This is a genomic window from Nocardiopsis sp. CNZ308, from assembly GCF_004217075.1.
The window spans coordinates 822,015-844,046 of the sequence record NZ_SHKJ01000001.1 but is presented as its reverse complement, the minus strand read 5'-3'; the positions used below and the strand labels follow the sequence as shown (position 1 = coordinate 844,046).

Annotated in this window: 20 protein-coding genes; 8 read left to right on the top strand and 12 right to left on the bottom strand. The window is 68.1% G+C overall.

From position 1 onward, the window contains the following. Positions 1-242: 242 nt before the first annotated feature. From EV372_RS03545 to EV372_RS03515, 7 genes are all read right to left on the bottom strand, one after another. Positions 243-1,598, bottom strand: coding sequence for an FAD-dependent oxidoreductase (locus tag EV372_RS03545; protein ID WP_130394828.1), 1,356 nt, complete (start codon positions 1,596-1,598; stop codon positions 243-245). Positions 1,599-2,078: 480 nt separating this feature from the next. Next, entirely contained in the window at positions 2,079-2,633 is a 555-nt protein-coding gene (locus EV372_RS03540; RefSeq protein WP_130394827.1) for a TetR family transcriptional regulator, read from the bottom strand. An 87-nt stretch (positions 2,634-2,720) separates the two neighbouring features. Next, positions 2,721-3,905, bottom strand: a complete 1,185-nt coding sequence (locus EV372_RS03535; RefSeq protein ID WP_130394826.1) for an FAD-dependent oxidoreductase — start codon at positions 3,903-3,905, stop codon at positions 2,721-2,723. 1,189 nt (positions 3,906-5,094) lie between these two features. Next, positions 5,095-6,054, bottom strand: a complete 960-nt coding sequence (ccsB, locus tag EV372_RS03530; RefSeq protein WP_130398734.1) for a c-type cytochrome biogenesis protein CcsB — start codon at positions 6,052-6,054, stop codon at positions 5,095-5,097. A 344-nt stretch (positions 6,055-6,398) separates the two neighbouring features. Beyond that, the gene (locus tag EV372_RS03525; protein ID WP_130394825.1) at positions 6,399-6,995 is read right to left on the bottom strand and encodes a TetR/AcrR family transcriptional regulator; all 597 of its coding nucleotides are present in this window, start codon (positions 6,993-6,995) and stop codon (positions 6,399-6,401) included. Between the two features lie 14 nt (positions 6,996-7,009). Beyond that, positions 7,010-7,717 (bottom strand): ABC transporter ATP-binding protein, encoded by a 708-nt coding sequence (locus EV372_RS03520; protein ID WP_130394824.1) that lies wholly within the window; start codon positions 7,715-7,717, stop codon positions 7,010-7,012. After that, on the bottom strand, positions 7,714-8,832 hold the full coding sequence (locus EV372_RS03515) for an ABC transporter permease (RefSeq protein ID WP_486484090.1): 1,119 nt from the start codon (positions 8,830-8,832) through the stop codon (positions 7,714-7,716). Before EV372_RS03515 ends, EV372_RS03520 begins: the two co-directional genes overlap by 4 nt. Positions 8,833-9,379: 547 nt before the next feature. Here EV372_RS03515 and EV372_RS03510 point away from each other — a divergent pair. Beyond that, on the top strand, positions 9,380-10,021 hold the full coding sequence (locus EV372_RS03510; protein WP_130394822.1) for a hypothetical protein: 642 nt from the start codon (positions 9,380-9,382) through the stop codon (positions 10,019-10,021). A gap of 103 nt (positions 10,022-10,124) precedes the next feature. On the opposite strand, the gene EV372_RS03505 is transcribed toward EV372_RS03510, so the two are convergent. The 4 genes from EV372_RS03505 to EV372_RS03490 all read right to left on the bottom strand — a co-directional run bounded on the left by EV372_RS03505 (position 10,125) and on the right by EV372_RS03490 (position 13,201). Then, positions 10,125-10,847, bottom strand: a complete 723-nt coding sequence (locus tag EV372_RS03505) for a DUF429 domain-containing protein (protein ID WP_130394821.1) — start codon at positions 10,845-10,847, stop codon at positions 10,125-10,127. Between the two features lie 108 nt (positions 10,848-10,955). Next, positions 10,956-11,894, bottom strand: a complete 939-nt coding sequence (locus tag EV372_RS03500) for a YaaC family protein (RefSeq protein ID WP_130394820.1) — start codon at positions 11,892-11,894, stop codon at positions 10,956-10,958. A gap of 249 nt (positions 11,895-12,143) precedes the next feature. Then, entirely contained in the window at positions 12,144-12,329 is a 186-nt protein-coding gene (locus tag EV372_RS03495; protein ID WP_130394819.1) for a DUF397 domain-containing protein, read from the bottom strand. Beyond that, entirely contained in the window at positions 12,329-13,201 is an 873-nt protein-coding gene (locus EV372_RS03490) for a helix-turn-helix domain-containing protein (RefSeq protein ID WP_465819421.1), read from the bottom strand. Before EV372_RS03490 ends, EV372_RS03495 begins: the two co-directional genes overlap by 1 nt. Before the next feature lie 330 nt (positions 13,202-13,531). Here EV372_RS03490 and EV372_RS03485 point away from each other — a divergent pair, with 330 nt between their 5' ends. From EV372_RS03485 to EV372_RS03460, 6 genes are all read left to right on the top strand, one after another. Continuing rightward, positions 13,532-13,996 (top strand): ATP-binding protein, encoded by a 465-nt coding sequence (locus EV372_RS03485; RefSeq protein WP_130394818.1) that lies wholly within the window; start codon positions 13,532-13,534, stop codon positions 13,994-13,996. Between the two features lie 279 nt (positions 13,997-14,275). After that, the gene (locus tag EV372_RS03480; protein ID WP_130394817.1) at positions 14,276-14,494 is read left to right on the top strand and encodes a BldC family transcriptional regulator; all 219 of its coding nucleotides are present in this window, start codon (positions 14,276-14,278) and stop codon (positions 14,492-14,494) included. 32 nt (positions 14,495-14,526) lie between these two features. Further along, entirely contained in the window at positions 14,527-15,684 is a 1,158-nt protein-coding gene (locus EV372_RS03475; RefSeq protein WP_130394816.1) for a glycosyltransferase, read from the top strand. Then, positions 15,681-16,379 carry a hypothetical protein gene (locus EV372_RS03470; protein ID WP_130394815.1) on the top strand — a complete coding sequence of 233 codons (699 nt, stop codon included), beginning with the start codon at positions 15,681-15,683 and terminating at the stop codon, positions 16,377-16,379. Before EV372_RS03475 ends, EV372_RS03470 begins: the two co-directional genes overlap by 4 nt. Further along, the gene (locus EV372_RS03465; protein ID WP_130394814.1) at positions 16,376-17,593 is read left to right on the top strand and encodes a glycosyltransferase family protein; all 1,218 of its coding nucleotides are present in this window, start codon (positions 16,376-16,378) and stop codon (positions 17,591-17,593) included. The genes EV372_RS03470 and EV372_RS03465 overlap by 4 nt, the downstream gene beginning before the upstream one ends. Continuing rightward, positions 17,578-18,471, top strand: a complete 894-nt coding sequence (locus EV372_RS03460; protein WP_130394813.1) for a glycosyltransferase family 2 protein — start codon at positions 17,578-17,580, stop codon at positions 18,469-18,471. The genes EV372_RS03465 and EV372_RS03460 overlap by 16 nt, the downstream gene beginning before the upstream one ends. Here the strand turns inward: EV372_RS03460 and EV372_RS03455 are convergent. Continuing rightward, positions 18,425-18,946 carry an ATP-binding protein gene (locus tag EV372_RS03455; RefSeq protein WP_486484089.1) on the bottom strand — a complete coding sequence of 174 codons (522 nt, stop codon included), beginning with the start codon at positions 18,944-18,946 and terminating at the stop codon, positions 18,425-18,427. The two genes, EV372_RS03460 and EV372_RS03455, sit on opposite strands and share 47 nt — an antisense overlap. A gap of 24 nt (positions 18,947-18,970) precedes the next feature. On the opposite strand from EV372_RS03455, the gene EV372_RS03450 reads away from it, so the two are divergent. Further along, the gene (locus EV372_RS03450; protein WP_130394812.1) at positions 18,971-19,867 is read left to right on the top strand and encodes an FkbM family methyltransferase; all 897 of its coding nucleotides are present in this window, start codon (positions 18,971-18,973) and stop codon (positions 19,865-19,867) included. Positions 19,868-22,032: the final 2,165 nt, after the last annotated feature.

Genomic DNA, 22,032 nt, shown 5'->3' with positions numbered 1-22,032 from the left:
GGGCGGCGAAACGAGGTCAGGCCGGGAGGGGCGGGGCGGCTTCGCGAACCCCGGGGCCTCACGGGCGGACGCGGTGGGAGCCTCCGCCCGGTCCTGGTGCTCCGGCGGCCGCCGCACTTGCGCGAACCGCCCCCCTGTCCGTGTTGATCCGGCCTCCTGCCGGCTCCATGAGCCGAAGCCGACGGGGCGCGGTGGACGGACAGGGGGCGCGGCGGGCCGGGGACCGATCCGAGCCGGTGTCGTTACCGATCGGCGTGCAGGCGGGCGGCCACTTCGGCCGCCGCCCGCCGACCCGACAGGATCGCGCCGTTCATGGTGCCGGACGTCTCGTCGGCGGTCTCGGTACCCGCCCAGTGCACGCGCCCGACCGGCTCACGGAGAAACCGCCCGAAGGACGTCCACGCCTTCGGCGCGACCGCCGGGTTCGGTCCGCCGGGCGCGAACGTGTCGTTGGCCCAGGAGAAGTCGGTGTAGTCGGTGCTGTAGCGCGCTGCCTCCCCGTACAGGTGGACGAGGTGCTCCATGACGCGGCGTCGGCGCTCGCCCTCGTCGTAGGCGTCGAACCCGCGTCCGTCGCAGAAGACCATGAGGATGCCGGGGCCGTCGGCGCCGGGGCTGACGTCGAAGGTCAGGAAGACGGTCTCGTCGTCGGACATTCCCTCCCCGGACAGACCCCGGTCCCGCCAGAAGGGGCGGTCGTAGGCGACGAAGGCCTTGCTGAGCGACCCCAGCCGCCAACTGCGGGAGAGGCCGTAGTGGGACTCCGGGAGCGCTGGGGTGAACTCGATGGTCGAGCGGTGCACCGGCGAGGCCGTCACGACGACGTACCGGGCCTGGACCGTGTGCTCGCCGGCCTCGACCGTGACGCGGTCGCCGGCCGTGGTGACGCGCTCCACCGGGGAGCCGACGATCACCTCCGACTCCAGGGTGTCGGCGAACCTGCTGACCAGGGTGTACATCGATCCCAGCATCCTGTCCTGCTGGTCGCCGCCCTCGACGGAGAGCATGTGCTCGATGCCGCCCAGGGTCTTGATGTACCGCATCACATTGAACAGGGACACGTCGTCGACGGGTGCTCCCCAGTGCACCAGGCTGAGCATGTTCATGAACTTGCGGGTGTCCTGCAGGGCGTGCTTGGAGGTCAGCCATGCGCCGAAGGACATCGAGTCGAACTGGTCGGCCCGGGGATGCACCCAGGGGGAGGAGACGGGAAGGCCGTCGACCATCTTCTGCAGCACGCCCATGATCCGCGCGAGGTCGAGCATCGACCAGGGGGCCAGGGCGGTGAGGCTCTCGACCCTGCGCCTGCCGCCGAAGGAGATGACCCCCTTGCCCTGGTGGAACTGGGGGGTGAACTCGTAGCCGAGTCGGCTCGCGAGATCGCGTACCGCCGTGTGGCCCGGAGCAACCCAGGTCGCTCCGGCGTCGACGGGGACCCCGGCGATCTCGGCCCCGCGGACCCGGCCGCCGACACGGTCCCGGCCTTCGACGACGACGGTGTCGTACCCCTCCCGGGCGAGCTGGTCCGCCGTCGTGAGCCCGGCGAGTCCGGCACCGACGACGACGACGTCGGTGAACCGGGTGCTGGCACTGTTCATGGTCGTGCTCCGTTCGTGTTCGTTCCGGCTTGTTGTGCGCCAAATACTATACTGACGAGTCAGTACAGTTTCAATCGTATGGGTCATCCCGGGCAAGGGCCAGGGGAGGGGCCATGACGAGGATCCCTCCAACGGCCGCCACCCCTTGGAGGAACACGTGGTCCGGGCCTCATCCGGGGCCCACCGGTGGCGGTGGACCGCGAACGCGCACTCCCGGTCCCGGCCGGGGCGCTTGTGTCCTTCCCGGTCGCCGGTCGCCGGGACGCGAGCGCATCCCGGCGTCCGTACAGCGCCACCGATGGTGGCGGGGACCGTCTCCTCGGTCTGCGCGCTCCTGTCCCCGGGCGGACGGTGTCCACGCCGTCCGGGCGGTCACCGGGCCCGCCCCGCGCGTGACCACCGTTCGACGAGGAGCCACGGCAGGCTCACGCGACACTCGGGCGGCACCGAGCCGTAGCCGCCGACGCGTACGGCGCGGTGCTAGGAGCCGGAGACGGTGAGGTTCTCCAGCTCAGCGCGCAGGGCGTCCAGCTCGGCGCGATCGGGCTTGAGCCCCCATCCGGTCATCATGCCGACGCCGTCGACGGCACTGAGGATGACGGCGCGGGCCCCCAGGGAGATTCCGTCCTCGGCCATCTCGGCCTTCCAGCGGGCCCCGTCCTCGGCGATGATCTCGGGGACCCCGGGGGTAACGGAGAGGGCGGCCAGCAGGAACAACCGCTCGCCGACGGCATCGATCCTGTCGTCCTCCAGCGAGGCGCGGACGAAGGCGCGTGCCAGGCGCCCGGGCGCCCGGCCGTCCTCCAGCCGCTCGTGGACCGTCCGGTGGAACTGGGCGAGAACGTCGTGGGCCAGGGCCGTCCACAGGGCGTTCTTCGAGCTGTAGTGGTAGATCACAGCCCCGCGGCTCAGCCCTGCCATGGCGCCCACGTCGTCAAGGGTCGCCCGGGCCCCCTGCTTCGCGACGACGCCTCGCGCGGCGTCCAGGATCAAGCGCTTGGTGTCCTCGGGCTCTCGTCCCGCTGTGCGTCCCATCGATTCCTCTCTCACGTACGGTGGCGGCATCGTCAGATGGCCGGGGATGCGACCTCATGACCGCTGTCGGCCCGCCGGGGCGGGGTCTCAAGCCCGACGCACGGCACTCCTGCGGCTGTTGAATCTTGCCAGCCTCGCCCCGAGGGTGCCCACAAGGTCTCCGGCGCCTCCGACCAAGGTGGCCGCCCGGCCGCCTCCCGGCGCCCCGGTGCTGTACTCGACGGCCCGAGCCGTGATGCTCTGCGCGGTCTGGGCGAAGGGCCGCATCTCCGCCTCGAACCGGGCGAAGGCGACCGTGAGGTCATCGGTGCTCCGCAGGGCTTCGGCCAGCGCCTTGGCCCCCGGCAGGGACGCGTGCGCGCCCATCCCGGACACCGGGTCGATGCAGTGCGCGGAGTCGCCCAGGAGCACCACCCGGCGTGTGTACCAGCGCGGCAACCGGACCTGGGAGAACCTGGTCAGCTTGACGTCCTCGGACTTGCGTGCCGCCACCGCGATCTCGCGCATGTCCGGGCCCAGGCGTTCGACCGCGTCGCAGACCCGATCGACCAGTATTCGCATGTCGGGCATGGTTGCCCCCGGCAAAGGAACGACCGCCGTGACCGAGGTCTGGCCGCTGTCCGGATACGGGTAGATCAGCGACAGCATCTCTTCGCGGGAGCCGATCACCGCGCGCCCCTCGGGCATGGGCACGTCAGCGTTGATCCATACGTGGCTTCGGCCGTTGAGGTACACGCTCTGTTCTTCGGAGGCCAAGGTCAGCCGGCGCACCGTCGAGTGCAGGCCGTCCGCCCCGACCACCATGTCGAACGACTCGGTCGAACCGTCACCGAACCGGGCCAGGACGTCCTCGTCACGGTGTTCCAGAGCTTCGAGCCCAACACCCAGGCGTGTCTCGACACCGGGCGGAATATGCGCGAACAGCCTCTGCAGCAGCGCCGAACGACGGGCGATCCGCCAATCCCTCGCACCGTCGACCTTGAACTCGCGGACCCGGCGCTCGCCCCAGCGCACCGACATCTCCGGTGCGGGGAAGGTCACCTCATTGAGGATCTCCTCACCGCCCATCAGCCGCAGGACCTTTACCGCCTCTGCGTCCAGCTGCAGCAGATAACTGCTCGGGTAGGGCTCGACCTCCTTGTCGACGAGCACGACCTCCCAGCCCTCGTGCTCCAGCCACCACGCCGCCGCGCACCCGGCCATCCCGGAGCCCACCACGAGCGCCCGCCGCTGAACCGAACCCGGCGCGTTGTCCGTCTTGTCGGATCCCATACCCACCCCAAACTAGTCTGACGCGTCAGTACAGTTTAGGGAGTCGGGCGATGCTCCTGTCAAGGCGGGGGACACTGCCTCAAACCAACGCTGGGGGAGTCGATCCCCGTCAGAGACGAGACCTGATGAACGGTGACGCACGCCGAAGGCCGGAAGAAGCGGTCGGAGTATGCCGCATCGGCAGCGATCCCGGTGAGGAGAGGCCCTACCCGCATCGTTCCCACAGTTCCCCACGCCGCCGAAAACCCGCCTGACCTGCTCGGGTCATGGGTGGGTAGCGGCCGGCGGCCACATTTCAGGGTGCAGTGCGGGTTCCAGCCGCCACGGCGCTATGACCTCCATGGTGGAGAGCCGTGTCTGGCCTTGAGGCGGCCCGCGTCGGCCAACAGGGTCGGTCTGCCCGGCTGCCAGGGTCATGAGATAGCAAAGTGCTCCGCGAGGTCGACCCCCACCTTGTGCTGGGGAGCACACCAGGAGCACACAAGCCTCGAAAACACGGCGAGGACTTCGCTTGAGTTCCCCGCTCATACCGTTTGAACTGGGATTTTGTGGCGCACCCGGCAGGATTCGAACCTGCGACCATCGGATTAGAAGTGGTCACGTAACGCCATGTGTTGCTACGTACCGTTCCGTCCGGCAACATCCGAATCAGGATGCCGTCCCGTGCCATGCCGTGTCCCCTGGTGACGTCCCGGTCCAAAACTGCGGAGCACAAACGGAGCACGCAAGCGGGGGAAGCATCCGATGGTTAAGGGCGAGGTTTTCGGAGGATTGCTCTCGTGCTCTTGCAGTGCGTGCTCTGTCAGCGAGCAACGGTTTCAGTTGTACTGGCTGGTGGGGAGGCCGTGAATCCTTCTGCTGATGTAGCGGTCGGTCGAAGAACCCGCCCAACCTCCTCAGGGCTCGGCCGTGCCGATGACCCTCCATCACACCCGGCACAAAACAGCCTGCGCGATGCGCTTGGCCGCAGACGTGGTGGGCGAGAACCTCAGCATCTTTGACCCGTTCGGGAACGGACGCCTTCGATCAGCTCAAATATCTGGCCGAATGGATCTCGGCGACCCTCGTCTACGGCAGTTAACATCATCGTGCCAGCCGCAGAGGTAAGGACTGCTCGTTCTCTTCACCGAAAGGAAGGGCTTTTCGCCACAGGCGTGTCTTCCTGCGGCGAAGAGCCCTCTCGGTTTCCTCAGGCGTAGGAGTGCAGGCCGCTGAACATGTAGTTCACCGCGAAGAAGTTAAACAGGACGGTAGCGAAGCCCAGCACGTTGATCCACGTCGCCTTGGGCCCGCGCCATCCGCCGGTCGCCCGCGCGTGCAGGTAAGCGGCGTAGATGACCCAGGAGATGAACGACCAGACCTCCTTGGGGTCCCAGCCCCAGAAACGGCCCCAGGCCTCGTCTGCCCAGATCGAACCGGCGATGATGCCGAAGGTCCACAGCGGGAAGGCGAAGAGGATGAACCGGTGCGAGATGCGGTCCAACAGTTCGGGGCTGGGCAGGCGGCCCGCGATCCCGGCGACCTTCTCGCCTCGGGCACGCTTCGTCTCAGCCCGGCGCGAGAGGAGATAGGTGACTCCGGCCGCCCCCGAGACCATGGAGGCGCCGCCCGCGATGTTCACGGCGAGGACGTGGATCGGTACCCAGTAGGACTGCAGCGCTGGGATCAGCGGTCCCGGGTCGACGTACAGCCAGCGGACGCCGATGCCCAACAGGATCAGCACCGGTACTAGCACGAACACGCCCAGAAAACGGGCCCGGTATCTCCAGGAGGCGTACAGGAGCCCTCCGACGGCTACCAAGCAGAGAGTGACGACGAACTCGAACATATTGCCCCAAGGCCAGCGCCCCGCAGCGAGTCCCCGGGTGACGACCTGCGCCAGAGTGAGTAGGAATCCCGCTCCTGTGATGGCCAGGGCCAAGCGCCCCAGGGCGTTTCTGGGTGCGGTGGTCTTTTGTTCGGCGCGTTCGGTGGTGATCACATCTGAGGGTCGATTTTCCTGCTCTGAGCGGAGCGTCCTTCGACCCCAGAGCCGACTTCCTGAGATTTCGGTGCGTCGGCCGAAGGCAGCCTCCAAAGCGAAGAGGAGTAGGGCGACCGCGTACGTCACCACCATGGCGATGATCAGGGTGTCGCTGGCCGAGGCCATGCTCTGTGCGATTTGATCGGGGCTTTCGCTGTTCACATCATTTTCCTTTTCGGTGGTTTCGGGCACGGCGCAAGTCGAAGTGGAGAAGACCCGGGGTTCGGCGTGCAGCCCGAAACCTTGGGAACAGGTCCGTTCGGGGCATGCCTGACACGCCGCTACTCCTAGCGGTCGGCGACGATCAGTCCGGGAAGGCAGGATTCTGTGGACGGCAGAGCCACCCCAGGGCCGTCAATAGGAAAAGTTGCTTTTGTGCGGTGGTAGGAACAAGAGGGCTCCGCACGGGCTCAAAGGATCACGGTCGATCCTGGCGCCTTCCCGGGCCGGTAGGCCCGAAAAGAGCGAACTCAGGAACTGTGCCGGTTCTCCTGGTCCGTGAGGAAGGGGCGGAGGATTTCTTCGACCCTCGCCGAGGTGTCCTCCAGGGAGGTACCGGACTCGATCATGCGCGAAGCCTTGTGGACTACGGCGTTGACCAGTTCCGCGGTGGCCGACGGGTTCGGGACTCCCAGAGCTTCCAGCGCCTCGGTCAGAGGGGCCGCGAGTTGGTCGTGCATCATACGGCTGCGCTCGGCGAAGTCTGCTCCGGGTGAGGCGGCGGCCAGCGCTCCGGCCACCGCGTGCTCTCCGTCGGCTACCAACCGCAGGTTGGCGTTGGCGTAGGCGAGCACGCGCAGGGCCGGGGACGGTTCCCCTTCCATCGCGCCGGTCACCAGTTGCGACCAGCGGGGGAACAGATCCTCGACTAGTGCGTCGAGCAGATCTTGGCGGGAGTCGAAGTACTGGTAGAGGCTGGAGCGCGCCAGGCCGACCCGGGCGGCGACCTTGCTCAGGGATAGGGCGCCGCCGCCGACCTCGGCCAAGATCTCCCGCGCCGCGTCGAGCACGGCCCGGCGCTGGTTGGCCTGGTGGTCGGCCAGCGTGGCCGCTGTGATCCGAGGCAAGAGCCCCTCCGTGCTCATTCCGATAGACGACCGTCCGTCATCTGCACGATCCGGTCGCAGTACTCCAGGACATCGTGGTCGTGGGTGACCATCATCGTAGCCACATCGGACCGTTTGGTCTCCTGCGCGAGCAACCGGACGATCTCGTGACTGCGGGCACGGTCCAGCGCCGCCGTGGGCTCGTCCACGAGCAGGACCCCGGGCTCACCCATCAGAGCGCGGGCGATCCCGACCCGCTGGCGTTCCCCACCGGAGAGCTGATGAGGCCGCCGGTTCGCCTTCTCACCCATGCCGACCTCTTCCAGGAGTCGCTGGGGGTCGCGCTTTCCGCCCCCGCGTCCAAGGTGGGCCATCATGCGCAACTGATCGGTGGCGGTGAGGGCGCCGAGCAGGTTGCCCGACTGGAACACGAAACCGATGTGGTCGCGGCGGAAGCGTGCTCGGGCCCGCTTGGACAAGGCGGTGATGTCCTTGCCGTTGGCACGAACGGCGCCGGAGTCGGGCACCGTGAGGGCGCCGGCGACGGCGAGCAGGCTGGACTTACCGGCTCCCGAGGGGCCGACCACCGCGACCAGCTCACCGGGGCGCACGGCGATGGACACGTCGTCCAGGGCGGTGACGGTGGTGTCCCCATCGCCCAAGCGCAGGGTCACGCCTTCGAGAAGGAGTCCCTCGGCGTTCCTATCGGTGGGTTCTGCGTTGGATGCTGTGGTGATGGTCATCGCTGTCCTCCCAGGGCAGCCAGAGGGTCGATCGAGGAAATACGGATGATCGCGGCCATCGCGCCGAACAGTCCGAGAACGATCAGCAGGACCACCGCCGTCGCGACCGCGGCCCCCTCCAAGAGGAAGGGCACCCCTGAACCGGTGATCAGGGAACCGGTTCCCATGCCCACACCGAGCCCGAGGGCACAGAACACGACCAGAATGACCAGCGCCTGTCCAAGACCGTCGCGCATGAGGTAGCCGGTGGAGGCACCCATCGCGCGCAGCACGGCCAGCTCATGCTTGCGCTGGATCGTCCAGACGGTGAAGAAGACACCGATGACCAACGCGGAGATCGCGTACAGGAAGGCCTTGATCAGGTCCAGGGTCGAAGTCTCCGCGCTGTATCCGGGAGAGGCGGCGAAGGTCTCCTCCAGCGGCAGGCTCATCGTCCCGGCGGCCCTGTCGCCCGCGGAGTGGTCGATCTCCTCACCGGATTCCGCACGCAGGGCCAGGGCGGTCGCCTCGGTGTAGACGGCGGGATCGGCCTCCTGCTCGGGAGCGACACCGGCGTAGATCTCCTGCCAGGTCTCCAGAGGCAGGTAGGCGATGTCGACGTGGCCGTAGGTGTGTTTGTCCTCCAAAGCTCCGACGACTTCCAGTTCGGTGCCCAACCGGTCCACAGTCAGGACATCGCCGATGGCGATCCCCGCCTTGATCGCGCTCTGGGAGACGACCAGGCCGTCGCGCTGCCCCAGGTCGTCGCCTTCGTGGGCCCGCGGAGCGAGGAAGGAGTCCTCCTCGACACCGAAGAGGGCCAGGTCGATGGGCACGTCGTTGTCGCTGCGGGCGTTGACGAGCAGGTTGCCGAAGAACGCGGCCTCAGCGACATCGGGTTGGTCACGCCACTCCTGGAGCTGCTCCTCGTCCACACGGCTGCGGGAGAAGGAGGAACTGATCTCTGTTTCCTCGTCGAAAGCGAAGCTGTGAACGGGAAGGCGCTGGAGGCCGGACACCCCGTCCTCCACAAGGCCCGAGGACAGCCCCGACAACAGCACCATCAGCACCGCGATCAGGGAGATGACTCCCCCCATCAGTCCGAAGCGGGAACGCGCGAACCACAGTTCGCGCATGGCTAGAAACATGTCGGACCTCTCTGCGTGCATGTGAGGGCGTCACTTGCCGACGCCACGTCGGTAAATATACCGACGGGATGTCGGGAAGAGTTTCGGGGGGTACCTCAGGGCGCGCTCGTTGGATCCTGGGCGGTGGGCTGGCCAGAGCTCGCACGTCACCGAAGAGCGATGGCCGCACCCCGATGGGGCACGGGTCTTCAACGCCACTGCGAGGGATATCAACAGAAGTGGACCTAGCGCGACGAGCTGTCCTCATCGCTTCTGCGAGGTAGCAACGCAGGCGAAACCTCCGGTGTCTGAGCGGCCACCAGTGTTGTGTGCCGGGATCGCCTCCCGTCATCCGCCGGGGTTTGGTGGTGGCTCCTGCTCAGGGTGGCTATGGAAGCTACGACCGATGGGGCAGTGGAGCAAGAGTGTGTCCTGGTTGCGGTGGGTCCGCGGGACGGGTTCGGTGTCCCTCCGGGCGGGGTTCTCTGTCTGGGGTCGGGCCCTGAGGTGAAGGATGGCTTTCCTCGGTTGCTCAGCACCCGCTAAGTTCTCCGGCATGGCTGGTTACTGGGGGCTGCGTGTCGGGGCATGGCTCGAGGAGCTGAAGCGGACGCGGCCGGTGTTCCACTCCGAGGCGGACTTCCAGCACGCCCTGGCCTGGACGGCGCACCTGTTCGAGCCCGCTCTCCGGGTGCGTCTGGAGGTCAAGACCGCCGTGGGACACCTGGACCTGTTGATCTCCGCCCCGGAGCAGAACCGGCACCTGGCGCTGGAGCTGAAGTACCTCAAGGCCGCCTGGAGCGGCACGGTGGCGGGCGAGCGCTTCGACCTGGCGAACCAGGGCGCCCAGGACGTCCGGGGCTACGACATGGTCAAGGACATCAGCCGCGTGGAACAGCTGACCGGCCACGCGCCGGGCTGGAGCGGCGGCGTGCTGGTGCTGTCCAATGAGCCGGGCTACTGGAGTCGTCCCGACCATGGCCGGGCCACCAACGCCGACGCCTTCCGTGTCTATGAGGACAGCCAGCTCGCGGGAGTACGGGCCTGGGGGCCCAACACCGGACGGGGCATTATGAAGGGCCGCACCGATCCCATCCGACTGCGCGGCGCATACAGGTGCGCCTGGTCGCGCTACTCGCGCCTGGAGGGCCGCCGGGGCGACTTCCGGCTGTTGAGCATTCCGGTCCTGGACCGGTGACCAGTGGCCGCGCGCATCGGCACGGACTTCGGGGTGCGTCGGCACGGGCCTCCTGCTGCAAGGGCAGTGGACGACCTCGCGCCCGACACCTCGCGGCGTCCGCTCAGCCCAGGCGCGCCAGGCTTTCACCCTCGGGAAGATGAATCCATCCCTCCCGCTCGGCCAGGGCGACTTCCTCACCCTCAGCCCGGGCGGTGAGCCCGAAGGCAGCGGCACGCGCGGTCAACGCCGCGATCAGGGCATCGAAAGCGTGCTCACTGGCGTCATAGGCACGCCGGTGCTCCTCAGAGCACTCCAAGAACCGGGCCGATTCCAGAAGTTCCCGCATACTTCGCTCGGGCCCCAGCCCCCACTGGACGCGGGAAGCCGCCGGATACACCTCCACGACCGTGCCGGCCCCGGCCCGATCAACGGGCCGCCCGCTGCGGGCCAGGGCGTCGGCGAGATACGCCCAGCGAGCGGCGGTAGCACCCAGCTTGTCGAAGGACACCGACAACGGACGACCACCGGTCAGCTGGCGCACACGCAGGTCGGTGCGGCGCAACCGCAGCCCCGCATAGTGCTCCGCGCGGTCACGGCCGCGCCCCGGCCAGGGGCCCTGATGGGTGTGTGCGTGTACGGCCTTGGCGAAGTCGACCGGCCAGCCGAAGGGGGAGTCAATACCGGCACGGTCGCCGGGGCCCAGACTGCTCAGCAGGTCCAGTAGGTCCTGATCGGTGCATCCTTGGCGCGCAGGCCCGACGATGGCGCCGTGCTTGCCCCAGGTGATCTCAGCGGCTGCGGTGGTGCGGGCTGCAACGGCCAGGTCGACCCCGATCGTGCGCATCCCTACCTCCGGAGTGCCCTCGACGTACGTTGTTCTGGTACTGGGGCTACCCGTATGGACAGTGCTGTGATCACGATCGCGGTAGCGGGCTGCAGCCCTCACTGGGGCCTACCTCCGGACCTCATCGATGGTTTCCCGGATCAGCTCCGGGAGGATGCCTAAAGCTGCGCGTAGGAGCTCTTCGATCGGTACGGCAGACTCGCTGGTGTTCACATCGATGTGTCGCGCCCACTCGACCGGTTGGTAGCGGGCCAGCATCGACAGGGCGTACAGCACCGCCCACCACGCCATGAGCGGATGCAAGCCGCGGTCCGCGCCGGGCGTGCCAGGGCCAGGGCCAGGGAAGAAATATCGGTCACCTAGGTAGGTCCGCGTCTTGGCGTTGAGTAGCTCGACGCGGTCGGTGTAGTGCTCCCCCAGGTCTGCTGTCCACTTCAGCGTGACCTCGCCGGTCTCATCGTCGAGCAGCTGGTAGGCGGGATCGGCGTCCACACCCGGTCCGGTGCGATCGACGTCGTAGCCCAACACGTCGGGGAAGCCGTCTAGGTAATCGGAGAGAGGCTGGCAGCGGGACGAGGAGACGACCCAGTACGGCAATGGCCGGACTACCGCGCGAACTATCGGCTGCTCGATCTCGGGAATCCGGTAGTCGGCCTGGAGCGGGATACGTCGTTGCTGGGTGAGTGAACGGCACAGCGGCCACTCCTCGGCTTCGGGCAGGCAGTCCCACAACAGCTCCAGACGCACGGGTGTCGTGCCCCAGACAGGTGAGCCGAGGAACTGGGACAATCGGGTGAAGCTGCCTGCCTTGTCCGCCGGACCGGTCGAAATCTGCACATTGGGGAGTTGACCGGACAAGTTCTTGGCGTGGATGCCGTGTCCCGTGAGCTTCCATTCGTCGTCGATGGCCGTAGACGTGGCTGCTGCGATCGCTCTCCCGGCTTGGCTGAGGCCGTAGAAGAGGGGCAGGGGGCGGGTCGCGGGTGAAGCCGCGGCCGCCTGTCGAAACAGCTGCTCGGCCTGTTCCAGTCCGAACTGGTAGGTCACACGTCGCTGGTCACACCCACGGGCAGGGGCAGGGGGGTTGGCGCGGGTGGCTCGGAGGTGCGCCCACGCATCGGCGTTGAAGTCCACACCATCACCCTAAAAGCTCGTCGTGTCTTCGGAGGCTGAGCGTGTGGAAGCTCTGGTGTGCCGGGATCGCCTCCCGTCACCTGCCGCAGAACGTTCATGCGACGAGCTGGACGCACGTCGGCCCCCGGTGGGTGTTCCGGGAGCCGACGTGACGTAGGAGAGTCAGCGGCCTTGAGTCTTCACCTGGCGGAGGAAGGTGCTCCACTCGGGAGAGGGGAAGGCCAGCTGCGCGTCGTCGGGGTGCTGGGAGTCGCGGACGGCGGAACCGGTCGGCAGCTCCGCCACCTCGACGCAGTTCTGCGCTCCTCCTCCGCTGTAGGAGGACTTGCGCCACGACAGGTTGTGCATCAGTGTCCACTCTCTAACGCCGCCAGGACACCCTGGAGGAACTCACGTGACTGAGCCGGGGTGGACGCCGCGTTGTGCACCGCGTGCCACATGGCGTTGTACCGGGCCAGCTCAGGATCGGTCTCTACGAACAGACTATCCGTAGGAGTTTCGGCGAACCCGATCGAAGGGTCCAGGGGTTCGGGGAAGTCCATGATGACGAAGCTGCCGATCGTCGCGGCGTGCAGCCCCGCGCTGAACGGCAGGACGTGGATGTGGATGTTCGGCCGGGTCGACACCTCCACCAGGTGCTCGAGCTGCTCCCGCATGATGTCGAGGTCCTGGGGTTGGCGGCGCAGGGCGGCCTCGTCGACGACCGCGTAGTACTCCGGTGGATAGAACCGGGTCAGGATCTGTTGCCGTTCCATCCGAGCGTCCACGTGCCGCTTGATCTCGGCGTCGTCCAAGGCCGCGGTGCCCCGGGCGAGCGCGTCCGCGTAGCGCGGGGTCTGTAGCAGCCCGGGCACGACCTGGCATTCGTAGGTGCGGATCACCGAGGCTTCCGTCTCGAAGTCCGGAAGCGCGTGCGTGCCGAACACGTCGCGGTACCGCGACCACCAGCCCCGCTCTCCCGCCTCACGCGCCAAGGAGTGCATGGCCTCACGGGTTCCCGCGTCGGTGATCTCGTACAGGTCCAACAAGGCGTCCAGGTCGGTGGCCTTGACGGTCTTCAGGTCGCTGGTCTCGATCCGTCCCAGGCGGCTCTTCGGGATGCGGGTGCTCTGCGCGGCCTGCTCCAACGTCAGCTTGTGCTGGGAGCGTAGGCGGCGCAGCTCGGCGGACAACCGCCGTCGACGCACGCTGGGACTGTGGGTGCGCGGTATCCGTCTCATGATACTGATCCTAACCTTCCCAGCGGGATCATGGATTCCCCTTGACATTTGGGAATCCCTAGTCATGCTTGAAGAGTCAAGGTGGTCCGAGCTTCCCAGCTCGTACCCGATACCGCTGCGCCCGCGTGCCATACGTGCGGCCAGAGGGCCGTGGCGCATCGAGAGAAGGCGAGGCTCGCGGGCCACCTCAGACGAGAAAGTCCCGGCGACTGTTACAGCAGCCCCGGGACACGGCCTCACCCATGCGTTCTCGACACTCCAGGTGACAACATGCAGGAGAGTACCCAGCTCGGGACAAGCCGGGGTAACGCCCCCAGTCCTTCCGACGCCTTGCCGCGGCTGCCTCGCCGCATTCGCTGCGCCGACCCCAACATGTGGATCGCCGAGTTCGGACACGAACCGCACCACATCCGCACGGCCGCCCGCTGGCTGTTCCCACGCTGCAACTCGCCCGCGAGCCAGCGCAAACGGCTGCTCGAGGCTGTGACGATCCTCCACCGCAACGCCTTGGCGCACACCGCCTCCGGCCTGCCGGGCGGGACCGTGCGGATCAGGCTGGAGAAACAACCCTTCTCCTTCAAGCTGGCGGTGACCGACGACGGACCCCGTCCGGGAACACCGTTGACCTTCCCCGTTCCCACCGAGGCCCCTTCCGCTGAAGGGCACCCCGAACGGCAGGGGAGCGGGCTGCGACGCCTGGCCGAGCTCGCCCTGTACTGGGAGTGGGACGGCTGCGCCGGAGGCCCCGTCACCGTGTGGGGGATCTTCGACCGCCACCTCCCGCCCACGCGATAGCAGCCGCGCCGCGGCCTGGGACGTCCGTCACGGCCCCGCGCACGACGAAACCGCCCGCGCCCTTCAGCGCGGGCGGACCACCGCCCGGCCACCGTGCCGACGAGCCCCCTGCGCCCGCTCCCACGGCCCCGAGCACGTATGTCCGCTGATCGCACTCACCCTCGGTGGTAACGCCACACACCCTGTCCGGCGCCTTCGAGGCTTTTCCCGAGGAACACGAGGACCAGCCGCGCAGGCCGTACCCCCGTGCGCCTCACGACCTTCAGAGAGGAACCCCTGTTGCCTCTATCCCCTGGACCGACGACACCCGCTCTCCGAACCCTCCGCGTACTCACGCCAGGAGAGGTCGCCCAGACCTTCCGCGTGGACGCCAGGACCGTCTCCCGGTGGGCCAAGGAAGGCCGGATCACCAGCTTCCGAACCCCCGGTGGCCATCGCCGCTTCCTCAAGCACGAGGTGGACGCATTGCTGACCGCGAGCACCTTCCTCACCCGCTGACCCTGAGCCCTGACAACGAAGAAAGCGCCCTCATGTCCAGGTCCATGCTCTACCTGCTCAACATCTCCAACGCCTCCCGGCTCAGCGCCGACTCCGGGTGGATCTACGCCGACATCCTCACCCCGGCACTCACCGACGCCGGATACGACGTCACGCTGGTGTGCCCCATCCCGGTCACCGACACCCGCGTCCGCCACATGGTGCCCCCGCCCGCGGCCACCAGCAAGTACCGCGTGCGCCTCGTACACGACGTCGGCTACCTCGCCCAGCTCCTGCGCGCCACCCGCCCGGACACCGTCGTGGTCAACCAGATCGAGGCCGCCCCCGCCGTCCGCACCGCGATGCTCGACGCGGGCAGCGACGCCCAGGTCGTCGGCTACTGCCACTACCTGCCCTTCTCCGTCGACGAACACGGGCAACTGGTCAAGGACGCCTCCCTCAGCGACGGCGGCCTCGAAGTCCCCCTCCGCCTGGCCTTCGCCAGCGGACTGGCCGCCTGCGACCGACTCCTCGTCCACTCCCGCACCGCCCGGGACTGGGTTCTCCAGGCCTCGGCCACCTACCGGGCCGGCGTCGCCGACCGGGTCCACATCGTGCCGCCTCCCCGCGATCCCCGCCTGGTCCGCTCCGACGCCACCGCTCCCGAGCACCCGACAGGTCTGTACAACCACCGGCTCTACCGCCACTACGGCACCGGCCACTTCGTCGACATCGCCCAGCGGGTCACCGCCAACGGCCTCGCTCTCCGCGTCATGGACCTCTTCGGCCGCCGCGACCCCAGCCGCATCGCCCTGGACCCCAGCCCCGAACACGCCCTCGCCCGACTCTCCGCGACCCCCGGAGTCACCGTCTGCACCGATGGCGGCGACCGCGAACGCTACCGCTCCTTCCTCGCCGAGAGCACCCTCGGGTTCGCACCCCTGCGCCCCGGCTGCACCTGGTCCATGTCGATCATCGACCTGCACGCCATGGGCGTTCCCGTCATCGCGCCCCGGATGGCGTGGATGGCCGAGGCCGTCCACCAGGACCTGCTCTTCGACCCCCACGACCTCGACGGAGCCGTCAAGCTCGCCGACCGCCTGGTCCAGGACCCCGCTTTCTGGTCCGCCCACAGCCGCCACGCCCACGACTCCACCCGCCACCTGGCCCCCGAACGCGTGGCCGCCCGCTACCTGGAGGCGATCGCGTGAACCCCCGCCCCGACGCGGTGATGCTCTCCTTCGACGAACCCCTCGCCAACGACCTGCACACCCGCCTGGAACGTGTCCTGGAGCGCCCGGTCAAACGCCTGCATGGCGTGGTCGGCATGCGCCGCGCCTACCGGCTCGCCGCCGAACTGGTCGACACCGACGCCTTCCTCCTCGCTGACGGCGACTTCCACATCCACACCACCTTCACCCTCGAACCCGATGCCCTGGACGAGGACGTGGCCATGCGGGTGTGGAAGGCCGCCAACCCGGTCACCGGCCGCGCCTACGGCTACGGCGGGATGAAGCTCATCAGCCGCGACGCCCTCCGCCACCTGGGCGAGGCCGTCGACGTCCTCGCCGCCCTCCCCGGGCGGGTGGAGTTCCTCGACCAGGTGGCGGGCACCACCCGTTTCGACCAGAGTTCCTACCACGCCTGGAAGGCCGCCTTCCGGGAGGTCGCGATGCTCACCCGCGGCTGCGAGTACGGGGCCGACACCGACACCACGCGCGAGCAGCTCCGCGCCTGGTCCGCCCCGGCCGGAGGCCGCTTCACCCGTTGGGTCCAACGCGGTGCGCGCGACGGCACCGCCTTCGCCCGCAGCACACCCGACGACGCCCCCGCCTGGCAGCGTCTGAACGATCCTGTATGGCTGCGCGCCCGGTTCGACGCGGCCTGTGCCCAGGAGCGGTCGTGAGGCGGGCAGTGGCGCTGGTCGAACCAGCCACCGAACACGCGGGGCACTGGCAGCACGCCCTCACCCACCTCGCCCGTGCCGCCGCCACCGCAGGCCACCAGGTCGCGGTGATCACTCTCAACGGAATGCCCGTCCACGTGCACACCCTGCTCCAAGAGCACGGCGTCCGAGTGGCCACACGACCGGAGGGCGTCAAAGCCCGCCTTCTCCTCGCTCTGGGGAAGGGCGCGCAGCGCTCCGCCGCGAGGGCACGGCACCTGCTGCCACACCGGCGACTCCCGCACCAGATCACCCTGGTCGCCCGATGCCTGACCGAAGCCGCCTCCCTGCACACCGCACGCCACCTGCTGGGCCGCACCCCCGAGACCGCCGTGATCCTCACCGCCAGCGAGGCCCTCCACAGCCTGGCCCGCGCGTTGTCCCAGACACCGCACCTGCGCGTGGTCCACGAGGTCAACACCACCGAGGACCGCATCGTGCGGGCACTCGGACGTCTTGTCCCGCCCAGGCGGGTCCTCGCCCTGTGCCCGACGCGGTCCGTGGAGGACGAGGTACGCGAACGCTTCCCCGCACTCAGGACCGCGGTCCACCCCTTCGCCCTCGCCAACCCCGACGAGCGCATCAGCCCGAGCGAACGCACCCGCGCACGACAGACCCTCGGCCTACCGGAGAGGGAAGCCGTCCTGTGCCTGGTGGGCGGATGGTGGCCGCACAAGGACATGGCGACCGTGACCACCGCTCTGGAACACCTCACCCAGCCCTTGCACGTCCTCGTCACGGGCAGCCCCACCGATCCGGACCTGCTCGACCGTATGGCCAGAGCACCCGGCGTCGTCCTCCGTGCGCTACCCGGCCCACTGAACCCCGCGGACATCCGGCAGGTCTACGCCGCCAGTAGTTTCACCGCCGTCATCCGGCACCCAGGAGTGGGCAAGGAGTCCGGGCTGGTCGCGGACTGCGCCCGCTTCGGCGTCCCGCTTCTGCTCTCCGACCACGATCCCGACCTGACCGGGCGCGTCCGAACCTGGGCCGCCGTCGTCCCGCCCCAAAACCCCGTCGCGCTCGCCCACGCCATCGATGAGGCCGCGACGCACCCGCCGTTGACTCCTCTGCCGACAGCGGCTGAGGACCTCGGGCTGCGCACACCGGCCCGGATGCTCGCGCTTCTCCAGACCCTGGCCACCGAGGAGGAACAGCCATGCCCCCACCACTGATCGCCGTCATCGGACCCGTCGAGACATCTCTGCTCCACGCCTGGGTCGACCACTACCGGACGCTCGGAGTCCGCGACTTCCACCTCGCACTCCACCTGCCCGAGCACGCACCGCAGGGAAGTGAACAGCGCCTGCGGGAGACGCTCGACCGCCTGGGCGTCACCCCGGTACTGGTCGAGCACGGTCCCTGGCACGAGACCACCAACGCCAGCTTGCGCGACCGCCTTCGGGTCCACGCCGACGCCGAGTGGCACCTGATCGCCGACAGCGACGAGTTCCACACCTTCGCCACCAGCCTCGACGACACCGTGACAGCAGCGGAAACCGCGGGACACACGGTGGTGCGCGGTCTGATGCTCGACCGCGTCACCCGCACCGGACACCTGAACGGATGGCGCCCGCCCGAAGCGGAGACCGTGGGGGAGGACCCGCGAGCACGGTTGGATGCCGCCTACCCCCTGGGCGGCTGGCTCACCCACCGCCTGCTGCTGGCGGACCCCCGCAAGATCGTCCTGGCCCGCTCCGGAGTCACCGTCTCCTCGGGCAACCACCGCGCTCCTGGCCACCACCCCGCCTACGGGCCGGTCGCGGTGGTCCACCACTTCAAATGGCGGCACGGAATCGACGCCGACCTTCGGCGCCGGATCGACCGCTTCACCTCCGGCGCCTGGACCGAGACCAGCCCGGCCGTCCGCCACGAGGCAGCCCGACTCCTGGAACACCTGCGTCAGAACGGCGGACGGATCGACACCGCCGACCCCGTGCTCCGATTCCGTCCCGTCACCCTCGACCGCACCCCGCCCGGCTGGCAGGGCGAAGCCCACCGGATCCTCACCCGCTGGCGGCCGGCCCACGCGGGAACGAACCCGGAGCGATGACCTCCTCGCCCTCATCCTCCGGCGGGTCGAACCTGGCCACGAAGTCCGCCAACGCCTCCGGCGTGACCGTCAACGCGTTGGCGTCCTGGCGGCGGTTGCGCTCCGACAGTCGCCGCAGCAACTCCTCGTGTTCCACGGGGAAGTACAGCAACCTCCACCGCGCCCCCGCCGACTCCACCAGCTTCTTCCACTCGGCCCGCTCAGCACACCGCCACAGACCGTGGTCCACCACCACGTCGCGGCCCTCGGACACCAGCGATAGCAGACGCTCGCGCACCCACTCCACGACCGGGGCCTGGCGCTCGAAGTACTCCCACTCCGGATAGTCCACCCCGTACCGGCCGTGCCGCCGGTGGACCTCCTCGTCCACCGACAACCGCACCGCACCGCGCGGCTCCAGCACGGTCCGCGCGTAGGTGGTCTTTCCCGATCCGGTCAAGCCGACCAGCAGGAACACCACAGGAACCCGTTCCACACGTCCTCCCTTCCGGAGCAGCCGATGCACCGCTTCACCCGAGCAACCCTACGAACAACGATCCGACGCACGCCCGAGCTCGTTTCCCCACGGGCCATCCGGTGGCTGGACCACGAACTCACGCACAGGCCCGTCACCGCCCTCGCCCAGACACGGTTCGGAGGCCGGTTCCCGGTCACCACCAGCGACATCATCCAGCGCTACCTCTACACCTTCGGCACCTGGGAACCCCACCTGACCGCGTGGATCACCCGCCGCCTCAAACCCGGGGACACCTTCGTGGACGCGGGCGCGAACATCGGCTACTACACGATGCTCGCCTCCTACCTCGTCGGCCCCACCGGGCACGTTGCCGCGATCGAACCCGTTCCGAGCTTTCACCAGCACCTGCGGACGACCATCCTGCTCAACGGTGCGCGCAACGTCCGAACCGTCGGCCAGGCCGTCGCGGCGGAACCCGGACGTGTGGAGATGTTCCTGGCCGACCCAGGCAACCTCGGCGGCACTTCCACGGTCCGGCCGCGTGTCGTGCACGAATCCTTCCACACCAGCGCCGCGCCGCTCACGGGAATTCTCGATCCTGCCGAGGTCCGAAACGCACGTCTGATCAAGATCGACGTCGAGGGGGCCGAAGCCGCAGCGGTGCGGAGCCTCCTGCCCGCGCTCGAAACGCTATGGTCCGACGCCGAACTGATCATCGAGATCACTCCGCGAGCTCTGGCGAAGCAGGGACTCGACCCGAGCGCCGTGATCGGGCCGCTGAGGGAAGCGGGCTTTCACACCTACCGCATCGTCAACGAGTACGACGCGACTACCTACCCCACCGCGATCAGGAGGCCCATCCCGCCGCAGAGGTGGGAGCAACCGGTCACAGAGATGAGCGACCTGGTGTTCTCCCGGATCGACGCAGAGCACCTCTGAACAGGAACGTAGCTGTCCAGTGGAACATTGTGACTATTTCGATCGGTGGGGTTGAAGGTTCTCGCCCATCCAAGGGAACATCGACCACCCTCAGCGAAAAGGGCACCTATTCGCTGGGCTTTGGGGTGCTTTGTGGCTAATTGTACAGAGTGGGTGAGAAGCGCAGTTCCGGGGGCGTACGACCTCGGGGCCATTGACACTCACCCGCTACCCCGCAGGAAGAACTGGCCTCGTTCGCGGGGCCACTGACAAAACAAAAGGGTGCCCCGGGCCAGTGCTGCGAACACCGGCCCGGGGCGTGATTCCCACCTGGATACAGCAGGAGGAAACTGTGGAGAAGCATAGCGGGCGGCACCGCAGGCGCCGTCAGGGTTGGGGCGAACAGGTGCGCTGGGTCCTCGGGGCGGTGCTCGCCGCACTGTTCTGCGGCCCCACCGGTCCGAGCGCACGGCCGGTGGCCGAGGTCTGCTCACCGCTGCCCTCGCGGCGGGTGCGGGGAGTGCAGGGAGACCGCGAACCGGTTTCGGTCCGGGCTGTGGCCAAGGGGCGTACGGATGTTCCGCGGCCTCGGCCCGGAGAGGAACAGCCGCGGGAGATCCCGGTGCGGGTGCCGCCGCAGCGGACCCCGTACACGGGGCCACGTGGGTGGTGTGAGGACGACGACGGGGTGTGCGGGGTGCGCCCCTACCTCGCTCGGCACGAGGACCGCGTCGTCCGCGCCCACAGCAGGGGAGGCGTGCAGGCGAACCGAGGTGAGGAAACGGCGGGTGGTCGAGGCCTGGTGGCATCGCCGCGTTCTGCCCCTGGGGGTAGTAGCGGAGGTGAGTTCGCTGAGCTGGCCCACTTGGTGCGGCGGTGGCAGGCGATCGCGACCTGAGGCGTAAGAACCCATGCCGGGGTGGTGCTGACCGTGGTTACGGGGGTGGCGCCGCCCCGGCCTCGCTTGGCGGAGGCCAGAACCTTGTGTCAGGGTGTGTGGGCCGTTGGAGGGCCTGTGACTCCGCCTGTGACTGGGCCTTTCCGGGGGCCTGTGACTCCGCCTGTGCCTCCGCCCGTGGGTGGGCCGCTTTGATCGGCCCACCTCTTGGGCGTTATCAGTGCAGGTCAAAGGCCCTTTGGGTGGGTCGTTGGAAAGCCAGACTTATACCCAGTGGGTAGTCCCCTTCACGTAGGCGGGCGGGCCCGCCCCGACAAGAGGGGGCGGACTCGCCCGCCTCCAGGTACCTTGACCTCGATCCACCCGTGGCTGCCTTCCCCCCCCTTGCGCCGGAACTTCTCCCTGACGGCCTGGTCTGCCCTCTCTTCCTCTCACCAGACCAGGAGCATGCGAGTTCTGTCACCTGCCACGCGCAAGCTTCCCCTGGCCAAGAAGCCATGGAAAAAGGATCTTCTCCTCCCGGATGGCAATCACGATCCCTTCCCATGAAGAGTCGCTCTGGTGCGATCGAGGTGGCCGGAGCGCTCTCGCTTATCGAGTGGCAAAGTGCGATTTCCTGTGCCTGGGAGAAGCGCATGCGCGCTTTCCCTCTGGCTTCCTTGGAAGCGGGGAGGTGGGGTGTGAACCTCCACTGAACCCGAAGTGAACCCCGGGCCAGCGCATGGGCCACCGACTGGGCCAGCGGGTGGGCCACTCTTAGCTGGCCCACCCCTGCCCGTGCTGCTGTGCAGGTCAGCGCCCCTGTGGGTGGGCCAACGGGCGTCCAGACTTATACCCCATTGGGTCGTTCTCTTCACGTAGGCGGGCGGGGCGCCCTCGCTCACGGGCGAGCGCGCCCGCCCCGCCCGCCTCCACGGGTGCTCTGCTCGCGCGGTATCCCTTCTTTCTTCGCCTCTTTATCAGTGAAATTCTTTCGGCTTTATAGTGAGATATAAAGCTGATCCCTTGTTCCTGTGTAGAGCCCAAGATCGACCAACTCCGGGCGCTGCATCACAGCTTTCCCCGTTGATTCCTACCGCGCGTTTTTTGTTGTCCCGCGCTGTGCTTCGCGCGACCTCGTCTGTCAGCGGTGAGAGGTGGCGGAGGCTGAGCCGAGTGAGGTTCTGAGGTCGGGTGTCGCATCTTCATCGGGCGCGTCTTCATAGGGGTTCATCAGGGCGAAGAGGCCCACGGCAACGACGGGGAAGGGTCGAGGCGTGGTGGCGAGGAGAAGCACTGCTCGAAAACG